The sequence below is a fragment of the Polaromonas sp. genome (genome assembly GCF_043778355.1).
Lineage (GTDB): Bacteria > Pseudomonadota > Gammaproteobacteria > Burkholderiales > Burkholderiaceae_C > Polaromonas.
This window is the reverse complement of sequence record NZ_JAYWHI010000030.1, coordinates 18239-30262: the sequence shown is the minus strand read 5'-3', so window position 1 is coordinate 30262 and position 12024 is coordinate 18239. Positions and strand designations below refer to the sequence as shown.

Sequence of the window (12024 nt, the reverse complement as noted above, 5' to 3'; positions counted from 1 at the left end):
CCACCGTCAGCTCGGAGGCCGGCAAGGCACGCGAGGACCCGCTTTCAATGATGGACTTGACCATGCGGGCAATCTTTTCGGCTTCGTCACCAGCACGTTCCAGGTTGGCGGTGGTCTTGGAAATAGCAATCAGCAGGCGCAGATCGCGCGCTGTTGGCTGACGGCGCGCAATGATGGACGACAGGTCACGGTCGATGTCGACCTCCATCGCATTGACGCGGGCCTCGGTCTCGATCACCTGGTTGGCGGTCTCGGCGCTGAATTGCGACAAGGCGTGAATCGCAAGGCGAATCTGCGACTCGACCAGGCCACCGAGCTCCATCACGCGTGAAGAGACACCGTTGAGTTCGCTGTCGAACTGGGTGGACAAATGTTTTTCGGGCATGGTGCGCTCCTGATCAGCCGAATCGGCCAGTGATGTAGTCTTCGGTTTCCTTGCGTTTGGGCTTGAAGAACAGGTCCTCCGTCGCGCCAAACTCGATCAGGTCGCCCAAATACATATAGGCGGTGTAGTCGCTGCACCGCGCTGCCTGCTGCATGTTGTGCGTCACGATGACCACCGTGTAGTCTTTTTTCAGTTCGGCGATCAGCTCCTCGATCTTGGCCGTCGACAAGGGGTCCAGCGCCGAGCAGGGTTCGTCGAGCAACAACACTTCGGGCTTGATCGCAATGCCGCGGGCAATGCACAGGCGCTGCTGCTGCCCACCCGACAGACTGGCGCCGTTCTGGTTGAGCTTGTCCTTGACCTCGTTCCAGAGTGCAGCCTTGCCGAGCGCCCATTCGACGCGCTCATCCATGTCGCTGGCGCTCAGGCTTTCAAACAGCTTCACGCCATAGGCGATGTTGTCGTAAATCGACATGGGAAACGGCGTCGGCTTCTGGAACACCATGCCGATACGCGCGCGAATCAGCGAGACATCTTCTTTCGACGTGATCATGTTCTCGCCACCCATCATGACCTGGCCTTCGGCGCGCTGATCGGGGTACAACTCGTACATGCGGTTGAAGGTGCGCAGCAAGGTGGACTTGCCGCAGCCGGACGGACCGATGAACGCCGTAACCTTCTTCTCGGGAATGTCCAGGCTGACGTTTTTGATGGCGTGAAACTTGCCATAATAAAAATTCAGGTCGCGCACTGACATCTTGACGGATTCGTTGCGGGGCACAGCAGATGTTTGCATGGAGTATTTCCTCAGTTTTTATTTCTGAACAGCACGCGGGCGAGAATATTCAGCGCCAGCACACCCAGCGTGATCAGCAACACGCCGGCCCAGGCCAGTTTTTGCCAGTTTTCAAACGGACTCATGGCAAATTTGAAAATCGTTACCGGCAAGCTGGCCATCGGCTGGCTCAGGTCGCTGGTCCAGAACTGGTTTGAAAGTGCGGTGAACAGCAGCGGCGCGGTTTCACCGGCCACACGCGCCACCGCGAGCAGCACGCCGGTCACCACACCGGCCTGTGCGGCACGCAGCGTGATGCCCATGATGACTTTCCACTTCGGGCTGCCCAGCGCATAGGCGGCTTCACGCAGCGCGTTGGGCACCAGCCTGAGCATGTTGTCCGTGGTCCGTATCACCACCGGGATGATCAGCAGCGCCAGCGCCACCACACCGGCCCAGCCCGAAAAACTCTTGACCTGGGCCACCACCAGTGCATAGACAAACAGCCCGACAACGATGGACGGCGCAGACAGCAGGATGTCGTTGATGAAGCTGGTCAGTTTGCCCAGCCGTGTGTGTGCACCGTACTCGGCCAGGTAGACACCGGCCAGCACACCGATGGGTGTGCCCAACACGGTCGCCAGCAGCACCATGGTCAGCGAACCGAAGATGGCATTGGCCAGGCCACCGGTTTCGGCATTGGGCGGCGGTGTCATCTCGGTGAACAACGCCAGGCTCAACCCGCCCAGGCCAAGGCGAAACGTCTCGAACAAAATCCACATCAACCAGAACAGGCCAAAAGCCATGGCCCCCATGGACAGGGTGATGGCCACCGCATTGAGCGACTTGCGGTTGCGGAACTTGGCCATGCGCGCCTGCTGCGCTGCGTTGGAAACCAGGGTAGTCATGTGCGCGTTCCTTCACCTTTTTGCAGCTGAGACAGCAACAGCTTGGACAAGGCCAGCACCACAAAAGTGATGAAGAACAAAACCAGACCCAGATAGATCAGCGCAGCCTGGTGCAGACCTTCACTGGCTTCAGCAAATTCATTGGCCAGCGCCGAGGTGATGCTGTTGGCCGCCTGGAACAGCGACAAGGAATCAAGCTGGTTGAAATTGCCAATCACGAACGTTACCGCCATGGTTTCGCCCAGCGCCCGGCCCAGACCGAGCATGATGCCGCCGATCACGCCGGCTTTGGTGTAGGGCAGCACGATCTTGAACACCACTTCCCAGGTGGTGGCACCCAGCGCGTACGCCGACTCTTTGAGCATGGGTGGAGTGACATCGAACACATCACGCATCACTGACGCGATAAAGGGAATGATCATGATGGCCAGGATGATGCCGGCCGCAAGGATACCGATACCGACCGGCGGACCTGAAAACAGCGCTCCCAGGTAAGGTACGTCGCCAAAGGCGGCCTGCAGAGGCGCCTGCACATATTCGGCGAGGATGGGGCCGAACACCAGCAAACCCCACATGCCATAAACAATCGAAGGCACGGCGGCCAGCAGTTCAATGGCCACGCCGAGCGGGCGCTTGAGCCAGCGCGGCGACAACTCAGTGAGAAACAGCGCAATACCAAAACTGACGGGCACGGCGATCACCAGCGCCACCAGCGAAGTCATCAGGGTGCCGTAAATCATCACCAGGCCGCCGTATTTGTTCTGCACCGGATCCCACTCGGAGGTCCAGAGGAAACTCAGGCCGTACTCCCGGATGGCCGGCCAGGCGCCCATGACCAGCGACAAAATGATGGCGGCCAGCAGCAACAAGGTGGCAATCGCGGCAAGCCGGGCCGCCCACTCAAAAATCAGGTCTGCGGTGCGGCTGGACCGGCGCGGGTTTGGGGTGGGCGGAACGGCCATGGTGGTATCTCTGCTGCTGTATGGACTTGCAGGAAGTGTAGCTGCCATGTGAGGCTCCTCTCCGGATGCAGAAAAGGCGAAACGGCATGCACCGCTTCGCCTTTCAAGGGGTTGTTTTTATTTGAAAGCGACTGCTTTGCCGGTGCCGTCGGTGATCTTGCTCCAGGACTGGCGAATCACGTTCTTGACAGAGTCAGGCATAGGCACGTAATCGAGGTCGTCGGCCATCTTGTCACCGCCGCTGTAGGCCCAGTCAAAGAACTTCAGCGCCTGGGTCGCCTGGGCAGGCTTGTCCTGCTTGGCGTGCATCATGATGAAAGTAGCGCCAGTGATGGGCCATGAATCCTTGCCGGGCTGCTCGGTCAGTACCTGGTAGAAGGACTTGGCCCACTCTGCGCCAGCAGCCGCTGCCTTGAAGGCGGTGTCACTGGGTTGCACATAGGCGCCCGAGGCGTTACGCATCGCAACGTGGGTCTGCTTGTTTTGCTTGGCGTAGGCGTATTCCACATAACCGATCGAGTTCGGCAGGCGCTGCACGAAGGCGGAGACACCCTCATTGCCCTTGCCACCGGCGCCGGTCGGCCAGTTCACCGCCGTGCCCTCGCCCACCTTGGATTTCCACTCAGGATTGACCTTGGACAGGTAGTTGGTGAACAGGAAGGTGGTTCCGGAGCCGTCAGCGCGGCGTACAACGGCAATGGCAGCATCCGGCAGCGGCACGCCAGGGTTCAGCGCGGTGATGGCCGCGTCATTCCACTTGACAATCTTGCCCAGATAAATGTCACCGAGCACGGCGCCGGTCAGCTTGATCTGGCCGGCAGCAATACCCTTGATGTTGACCACAGGCACCACGCCACCAATGACGGTCGGGAACTGCAGCAGGCCGTCCTTGGCCAGCTCGGCGTCGGTCAGCGGCGCATCGGAAGCACCAAAGTCAACCGTTTTACCGCGAATCTGGCGCATGCCAGCACCCGAGCCAACCGACTGGTAGTTGATACGAACACCCGTAGCCTTGTTATAGGCGTCCGCCCACTTGGCATACACCGGTGCGGGGAAAGATGCGCCGGCGCCAGTCACGTCCTGGGCATTGGCCACAGCAGTTACAGACAAGGCCGCCAGGGCCACCATGCCAGCCATCGTTGCTTTGAAGTTCAGCTTCATTCGTATACCTCTTGAGTTAAGGAAAGTGGACAGATGAAAGGACTGTAAGAAGCTTTTGTGACAGCGGCATGACAACAACCCACACCGGATTACCCAGCGTGATTGGCTGGAGCGTCACGCAGTTGTCACACAAGTTGCCTACGCTCTGGCCTGTCTATCAACCCAGGAGTGAGCATATGTTTTCCCGTCGTACCTTGTTTGCAGTGGCTTCCGTCGCACTCGTCTCGGCTTGCGCCAGCATGTCGGGCCCCAAAACCGTGGCTGACACGCTTGCCGCCAATCCCTCGCTGAGCACGCTCAACGGTCTGGTGGTTCAGGCCGGACTCGCACCGACCTTGCAGGGCGCTGGCCCGTTCACCGTGTTTGCGCCCACCAATGAGGCTTTCAAGGCGGTTCCGCAAAAAACCATGGACGCACTGGCAAAAGATCCGGCCATGCTCAAGGATTTGCTGGCCTTTCACGTCGTTCCCGGAAAAATGGTCTCTGCCGACATCAAGGCCGGCCCGGTGAAAACCGTCAACGGTGCCAGCCTGGCTGTTGCCAAGGCCGGTGATTTCGTCACCGTGGAAGACGGCATGGTGCAAAGCGCCAATATCGCGGCGACCAATGGCGTGATCCACACGGTGGACCGCGTGATGATCCCGCCAGCCAAAAAATAAGCCGCCAGAGGCGCTGCGGGCCGATTTTGCGCCCGCAGCCGTTCTTTCAAGCCCTTTTTGGGGCTCCAGCCCATACGCAGCAAGCGTAGTCAGCTACTCATTTAATAGCAATTTACCAGGACAGGCGAAGCCAGTCAGGCTACGCCATGGACAACCATGCTCCCACGCAACACTCCGCCAACCCGTCGCCGCCTCCTCCAGGGCGCAGCCTTGATGGCAGCGACCACCGCCCTGCCCGGCTTCACACAAACAAACCGTTCGGCAGCCTCCCGCAGCTTGGTCGTCGCGCAATTGGTGGACTACTCGCTGGTCCAGCAGGACGTGTCCAAGGATTTTTTGATCGGTTCACGCGCAGCCTGGCAGGACATCAATGCCCGTGGCGGCATCCGCGGGCGCCGCGTGGAACACCTGGCACTTGAAACCGACGGAACGCCGGCCAGTGTGCAAAAGGCGCTGGCTACCGTGCGTGACATCCCCAATTGCGTGGTGTTGTCCGGGAGCGTGGGCGACCAGATGGCGGGCCAGGTGGTCGCGCAGTTGCAAAAGGACAATCTGGGTCTGGCTCACGCCGCCCCCTGGCTGCAAAATTCCAGCCTGGACATCGATGAACAGACTTTCCCGATCTTTGCCGCGCGGCAGGAGCAGATCGCCTACGCCCTGAAGACCCTGTCTGTCATGGGCCTGCAGGAGCTGGGTGCCGTGTACGCCACGCCGCAGGACCATACGGCCTACCATCGCGAGGTCGAGCGCATTGCCAGCGGCATGAAGCTCAGGCTGGAGTCATTTCGAGGTGCCGACAACCTGCGCGCCATCGGCCAGCAACTGACGCCGCGCACGCCAGCCGTGCTGTTGTTTGTCGGCGGCACACCCGAGCTGGCAGAGTTCACGCAGGGGCTGGAGAAACAGGCGCGCCAGCGTTACATCGTGGCCCTGGCCGACGTCAACCTGCAGACCATGCTGCAAATGGGCGCCGCCCGCAACACGCCGGTGATCGCGACCCAGCCCGTGCCTCTGGTCAACGCCAGCCTGCCGGTCGTGCGCGCCTACCGTGAAACCCTGGCCCGCCTGTTCGACGAACCCCCCACCTCCCTGAGTCTGGCGGGCTACATCGCCGCGCGTTACACCATGGATGTGCTGGCGGAGGTCGATGGCACGCCGACCCGCCAAAGCGTGCTCGCAGCCTTCCAGCGCCGCTCCAAGGTCGACGTCGGCGGATTTCTGGTCCGCTTCAACCCGCAGCGGCGCAGTAACACCTACGTCACGCAGAGCATGATGACGGCGGACGGTCGGCTGATCGGATGAGTAGCCCCCACGCTTGCCACTGCGTGTGCTGCGCTGCCCCCCGAGGGGGCTGTGCTTGCTTGGGGCGGCCCTGCGCGGCGCACGGCGGCGCTCGGCGACCGCCCCTGACGTGAATGCTATGCTGGCCGTGCCCTCAACTGCCGCTCTCACATGCAAAATGGAACTCGCCTCGCTGCGGTAGACCTCGGGTCCAACAGCTTTCGCCTTGAAATAGGTCGCCTCGACAACGGGCGGATTCTCCGCACCGAATACCTCAAGGAAACCGTGCGCCAGGGCAATGGCCTGGACGGTGACCGCAACCTGACGCCCGAAGCGATGCAGCGTGGCTGGGACTGCCTGGCGCGTTTCGGGGAGCGTCTGGCCGGTTTCAAAAAAAGCGAGGTGCGTGCGGTGGCCACGCAGACGCTGCGCGAGGCCCGCAATCGCGAAGAATTCCTGGCAGGCGCGCTCCCGATGCTGGGTTTTCCCATCGACGTGATATCCGGCCGCGAGGAAGCCCGCCTGATTTACCAGGGCGTGGCCCACATGCTGCCGCAGTCCAGGGAGCGTCGGCTCGTCATCGACATCGGTGGGCGTTCCACCGAAATGATTTTGGGTCAGGACCTGGACGCGCTGGTCATGGAGTCCTACCGGGTTGGCAGCGTGGCTTGGTCCATCAAGTATTTTCCCGACGGTCAGTTCAATGCCCGCGCCTTCGCAGCGGCCGAGGTCGCTGCCAAGGCGGTACTTGACGAAGCACTCAACCTCTATCCGGCCGGGAGTTGGGACATCGCCTACGGCTCATCCGGCACCGTGGGCGCCGTCGCCGACGTGTTAGGCGCCGCAGGCTGGCCGCAAGGGCTGGTGACACGGGAAGGTCTGGACTGGCTGCTGGACCGGTTGCTCAAGACCCAAAGCGCCGACCGGCTCAAGCTCGACGGCATGAAAGACGACCGGCGTGCCGTGATCGGTGGTGGCATCAGCGTGCTCAGGGCGGTGTTTGATTTGCTCGGCATCACGCAGATGCAGGCAGCGCAGGGTGCCTTGCGCCATGGCGTGTTGTACGACTTGCTGGATCGTGAGCAGGACACCACCGACCTGCGATCGACCACGGTGCAGCGGCTGGCCCGCAAATTCGAGGTCGATGCGGCCCAGGCCCAGCGCGTCAGCAAAACAGCCCGACTGTTGTTTCAACAGGCCAACGGTGGCCTGCCCCCGCCAGAGTTGGCGCGCTTTCAGCGCAAGCTCGACTGGGCCGCGCAGTTGCATGAAATTGGCAGCCATATCTCGCACAGCGACTACCACAAACATGGCGCCTACATTCTCGACAACGCCGACGCCCCCGGCTTCGCCCAGCCCGAACTGCACCGGCTGAGCCTGCTGGTGCTGGGCCACCGCGGCAAACTGCGCAAGCTTGAAGCCGATTTTGAAGACCCGGTGTTCGTGCAGCAGCTGCTGTGCCTGCGCTTGGCCGTGATCCTGTGCCATGCGCGCCGTGAGCCTGACCTCAAAGGCATGCAAATCGAAGCGGCGGCCGGTATTCACCGGTTTGTGCTGGGCTGCCGCGCCGGCTGGGCAAGCGCCTATCCACAGTCGGCGCATTTGCTGCGAGAAGAGGTGCTGGCCTGGCAAAAAACGCCATGGACCTTGATCGTGCCCAGCCCGTGACGCTGGCCGTTTGACGTTGCAGATGCGAGCGGTATAAACTATATAAACTGTTTATACAAAAGGAACCGAGTCATGGCCACTGCAAAAAAGAAACCTGTCACCCGGAAACAACCCGGTACGGTCGTTAAAAAAGCGGCGGCAAAAAAACCGCTCTCCGCACCTGCACCAAAACGCGCAGCCAGCCCTGCAAAGCCAGCCGGTAAAACGCTGACCGCCAAAAAGCCAGCGCCGGCACCCAGGGCGGAGAAACCCGCCAAGCCCAAGAAGCCCAAGCTGGTACGCGACAGCTTCACCATTCCCAAGGCCGAATATGGGGTGCTTGAGGAGCTCAAGCAACGCGCCGCCGCGCTGGCTCACCCGGTCAAAAAAAGCGAATTGTTGCGCGCCGGCATCAAGGCGCTGGCCGCAATGCCCGATGCCGCTTTTCTGACAGCGCTGAACAACGTGCCCGCCATCAAGACCGGTCGGCCTGCGGCATAGGCAGCGCTGAGCAAGTCCCTAAAGCAGCTCCGGCGACTGCACCGTGACCACCACGGTTTGCGCGCCACTTTCGCGCTCTCGGTGGCGCAACCACCAGAGCGCCCCCTTTTTGACCGCGCACTCTTCTTCCCGCAAACCGAGCAACTGCGAAATCACCTGCCCCAGTGTGGGCTGGTGACCAATCACCAGGATCGGCAGCTTGTTGCCGGGCCACTGAACCAGTTCGAGCAACTGGGACGGCGGCGCATCGGGGCCGAGTTCGGCGCGTATCTTGTATTTGCGTCCCAGTGCCAACGCGGTTTGCTCGCAGCGGCGCGCCGGGCTGACCAAGATGCGGGTGCGTTCCGGCAACTGGCGATCCAGCCAGCCGGCCATGCGTGCGGCCTGCTTTTCACCACGCGGGGTCAGCGAGCGCTCCAGGTCGCTGACGCCGCAGGCATCATCAGGCAGCCATTCTTCGGCCTCCGCGTGACGCCACACAATCAGATCCATCACGCGCCACCCATGGCAGACCTGCCCGCCGAATAACGTGCCATCAAGGCCGCCTGCGCCCCATGCGGTGCGCCTGGCCCCGTTGCCTGGACGCGCAGGTAAGTGCCGTCGGGCTGCAAGTCCCAGGCGTCGACCCCGTCGTGCAGGTAAGCGACCAGGCATTCATCGATGATGCGCTGTCGAAGGTCCGGGTCGGTGACCGACCAGGCCAGTTCGACCCGCCTGAGCATGTTGCGGTTCATCCAGTCGGCGCTCGACAAATACAGCGTTTCTTCGCCATCGCAGCGGAAATAGAAGACCCGCGAATGCTCAAGAAAGCGGCCAATGATGGATCGCACCCGGATGTTGTCGGTGACGCCTGGCACCTGCGCCGGCAGCATGCAGGCGCCGCGCACCACCAGGTCAATCTTGACGCCGCGCTGACCGGCAGCCACCAGCGCCAGTATCAGCGTTTCATCGGTCAGCGCGTTCATTTTGGCGACGATGCGCGTGTCCTTGCCCTGCGCGGCAACCTCGCCCAGCGCATCAATCCTTTCAATCAGTTTTTTGTGCAACTGAAAAGGCGCCAGCCACAGCCGGTTGAGCTTGGGCAACTTGCTCTGGCTGGCCAGGTGCACAAAGACATTGTCGATGTCGGCGGTGAGTGCCGGGTCGGCCGTCAGGTAGCTGATGTCGGTGTACAAGCGGGCTGTCTTGGGGTTGTAGTTGCCGGTAGACAGGTGGGCGTAACGCTTGAGTTGCTGGCCTTCGCGCCGCGTTACCAGCAGCATCTTGGCGTGGGTCTTCAGGCCGACCACGCCGTACACCACCTGCGCGCCGATGGACTCCAGCATCTCGGCCCAGTTGATGTTGGCTTCTTCGTCAAAACGCGCCTTGAGCTCCAGCACCACCATGACTTCCTTGCCGCGCCGCACCGCCTCGCGCAGCAGCACCATCATTTCAGAGTCGGTACCGGTGCGGTAAATCGTCTGTTTGATCGCCAGCACCTGCGGGTCATTGACCGCCTCGCGCAGGAAGTCGAGCACACCGTCAAAACTCTCAAAGGGCTGATGAATGGACACATCGCCGCGTTTGAGCCGCTCGAAAAAGGACTCGCCCGGCACCAGTTGCGTCGGGTAACAACCCTTGTGCGGCGGAAACAGCAGGCGCGGGTCATTGACCAGGTCCACCAGCTGGGTCAGACGCACCAGGTTGACCGGCCCATGCACGCGGTACAGCGACGCTTCCGGCAGGTTGAACTGGCCGAGCAAAAAGTCCGACAGGTGTTTGGAACAGCCGGCGGACACCTCCAGCCGTACCGCCTGGCCGTAGTGGCGTTGTTCCAGACCCAGGCGCAGTGCTGTACGAAGATTTTTCACGTCGTCCTCGTCGACCGCCAGGTCGGAATGCCGCGTCACACGGAATTGCGAAAATTGCCCCACCTCCCGGCCGGGAAAAAGCTCGTTCAGGTGCGCACGGATCACGCTGGAGAGCGACACAAAACAGGTGTATTTTCCCGAGACCTTGTCGGGCATGCGGATCAGGCGCGGCAAGACCCGCGGCACCTTGACGATGGCGATGTCGTTCTCGCGGCCAAAAGCGTCGTGACCCCCGAGCCGGACGATGAAATTAAGCGACTTGTTGGCCACTTGCGGAAACGGGTGCGACGGGTCCAGCCCGACCGGAATCAGCAGTGGCCTGACCTCGCGCTCAAAGTAGGCCTGCACCCACTGCCTTTGCGCGGTGTTGCGGTCGCCATGCGACACGATGCGGATGCCCTGCTTTTCAAACAGAGGCATCAACTCGTCGTTGTACAAGGCGTACTGCCGCGCCACCATGTCATGCGCAGCCCCAGCCAGGGCCTCAAAGGAAGCCGCTGTGTAAGCGCCCTTGTGCTCGTTGGCCTGGGCCGCCGTCAGGTGCAACGCTGCGCGCACCTCAAAAAACTCGTCGAGATTGGACGATACGATGCATAAAAACCGCAGGCGCTCAAGCAGGGGAACATCGGCGCGTTTGGCCCAGTCCAGCACCCGCTCGTTGAAAGCAAGAATGCTGTGGTCGCGGTCCAGAAACTTCAGGGCGGCAGGAGCGACGGGCGCGGGCAAGACGGTGGAATGGGACATGCGGGTTGCGTAATTTCTGTAATCAAACTGACATGTTGCCAGTGTTGTCTATCCAGATGACAAACGTGTGACAAGAATGTGGCATAGCCCTTATCCCGTCAGGGCATCTGCAGCCATCACCCTGGCATGGGCCTTTTCATGCGCTGGCACCAGGTGGCTTTCAAACAAGCGGGTCGCATGCGCCCAGCTGAAATCAAGCGCGCGTGCACGCGCTTCATGACGCGGAACAGTCAACGCGCCGTCGCAGGCCTGCTTCAGATCAGCGTGCATGACGCCGCCGTGACAAGCGCCGTCCTGCGTCCCCAGCACCTCCAACGGCCCGTCCACCGGAAATGCGGCAACCGGCGTGCCGCTGGCCATGGCTTCCAGCATCACCAGTCCAAAGGTTTCGGACTTGCTCGGAAAAACAAACACATCGGCTGCGGCATAAACACCAGCCAGCACGTCGCGCGGCAACACACCCAGCCAGCGCACTCCGGGGTAGCGCTCCTTCAGCGATGCTTCCAGCGGCCCGACACCGCAGACCAGCTTGGTGCCGGGCAGGTCGAGTTTGAGAAAGGCGTCGATATTTTTTTCATACGACACCCGGCCGACAAACAGGGACACCGGCCTGGGCAGCGTACCTAGCGGCGGATACAGGCGCGGCTGCGGGTGAAAGGCAAACAAGCGGGTGTCCACGCCATGCGTCCAACTGCGCAGCTTGCGAAATCCGCGCTGCTCCAGCATGCGGAGCACGCCGTTGGTTGGAACCATCACGCCTGACGAGGCCCGGTGGAAGTGCCGAAACAGCGCATAACCCCAGGACAGCGGGATTTTCAAGGCGGCGTTCAGAATTTCCGGAAACTTGGTGTGAAACGCAGGCCGTGCCGGAGGCAATATCCGCGCGCCGCCCAGCCCAACGGGCCCTCGGTGGCGACGTGAATGGCATCGGGCTGTAGCGCGTCCAGCTTCTGGCTCAGCAAGGCTTTGGGCCGGATCGCCAGATCGATGCCGGCATAACCCGGGCAGGGCCGGGTCCTGAACAGGCCGGGGTGGATCACCTCGACCTGGTGGCCGAGTTTTTCGAGTTCCAGCACCAGCTCGACCAGCGTGGTGACCACGCCGTTGATCTGCGGCTTCCAGGCGTCGGTAATCAGCGCAATTTTCATGGC

General features: G+C 61.5%; 11 protein-coding genes and 1 pseudogene. 4 read left to right on the top strand and 8 right to left on the bottom strand.

What is annotated here, in order from left to right:
• The 5 genes from ACH2CW_RS04830 to pstS form a co-directional block, all read right to left on the bottom strand.
• On the bottom strand, positions 1–385 hold a 385-nt coding region (locus ACH2CW_RS04830), incomplete at its 3' end, for a PhoU domain-containing protein (RefSeq protein ID WP_395055710.1).
• 13 nt (positions 386–398) lie between these two features.
• The gene (gene pstB, locus ACH2CW_RS04825; RefSeq protein ID WP_395055709.1) at positions 399–1181 is read right to left on the bottom strand and encodes a phosphate ABC transporter ATP-binding protein PstB; all 783 of its coding nucleotides are present in this window, start codon (positions 1179–1181) and stop codon (positions 399–401) included.
• 11 nt (positions 1182–1192) lie between these two features.
• Positions 1193–2068, bottom strand: coding sequence for a phosphate ABC transporter permease PstA (gene pstA, locus ACH2CW_RS04820; RefSeq protein WP_395055708.1), 876 nt, complete (start codon positions 2066–2068; stop codon positions 1193–1195).
• Positions 2065–3030 (bottom strand): phosphate ABC transporter permease PstC, encoded by a 966-nt coding sequence (pstC, locus tag ACH2CW_RS04815; protein WP_395055707.1) that lies wholly within the window; start codon positions 3028–3030, stop codon positions 2065–2067. Before pstC ends, pstA begins: the two co-directional genes overlap by 4 nt.
• Before the next feature lie 117 nt (positions 3031–3147).
• Positions 3148–4191 carry a phosphate ABC transporter substrate-binding protein PstS gene (gene pstS, locus ACH2CW_RS04810; RefSeq protein WP_395055706.1) on the bottom strand — a complete coding sequence of 348 codons (1044 nt, stop codon included), beginning with the start codon at positions 4189–4191 and terminating at the stop codon, positions 3148–3150.
• A 176-nt stretch (positions 4192–4367) separates the two neighbouring features.
• Here pstS and ACH2CW_RS04805 point away from each other — a divergent pair, with 176 nt between their 5' ends.
• The 4 genes from ACH2CW_RS04805 (at position 4368) to ACH2CW_RS04790 (ending at position 8279) form a co-directional block, all read left to right on the top strand.
• Complete coding sequence (locus tag ACH2CW_RS04805) at positions 4368–4850, top strand: fasciclin domain-containing protein (RefSeq protein ID WP_395055705.1); 483 nt, start codon at positions 4368–4370, stop codon at positions 4848–4850.
• Between the two features lie 213 nt (positions 4851–5063).
• Positions 5064–6152, top strand: coding sequence for an ABC transporter substrate-binding protein (locus ACH2CW_RS04800; RefSeq protein WP_395055704.1), 1089 nt, complete (start codon positions 5064–5066; stop codon positions 6150–6152).
• A gap of 150 nt (positions 6153–6302) precedes the next feature.
• On the top strand, positions 6303–7799 hold the full coding sequence (locus tag ACH2CW_RS04795) for an exopolyphosphatase (protein WP_395055703.1): 1497 nt from the start codon (positions 6303–6305) through the stop codon (positions 7797–7799).
• Between the two features lie 72 nt (positions 7800–7871).
• Positions 7872–8279, top strand: coding sequence for a hypothetical protein (locus ACH2CW_RS04790; RefSeq protein WP_395055702.1), 408 nt, complete (start codon positions 7872–7874; stop codon positions 8277–8279).
• A gap of 18 nt (positions 8280–8297) precedes the next feature.
• Here ACH2CW_RS04790 and ACH2CW_RS04785 read toward each other — a convergent pair whose 3' ends face one another.
• From ACH2CW_RS04785 to ACH2CW_RS04775, 3 genes and pseudogenes are all read right to left on the bottom strand, one after another.
• A complete protein-coding gene (locus tag ACH2CW_RS04785; protein ID WP_395055701.1) occupies positions 8298–8771 on the bottom strand; it encodes a SixA phosphatase family protein in 474 nt (157 codons plus the stop codon).
• Entirely contained in the window at positions 8771–10873 is a 2103-nt protein-coding gene (gene ppk1, locus ACH2CW_RS04780) for a polyphosphate kinase 1 (RefSeq protein WP_395055700.1), read from the bottom strand. Before ppk1 ends, ACH2CW_RS04785 begins: the two co-directional genes overlap by 1 nt.
• Positions 10874–10963: 90 nt before the next feature.
• Positions 10964–12021: pseudogene (locus ACH2CW_RS04775) on the bottom strand (glycosyltransferase family 4 protein).
• Between the last annotated feature and the right edge of the window lie 3 nt (positions 12022–12024).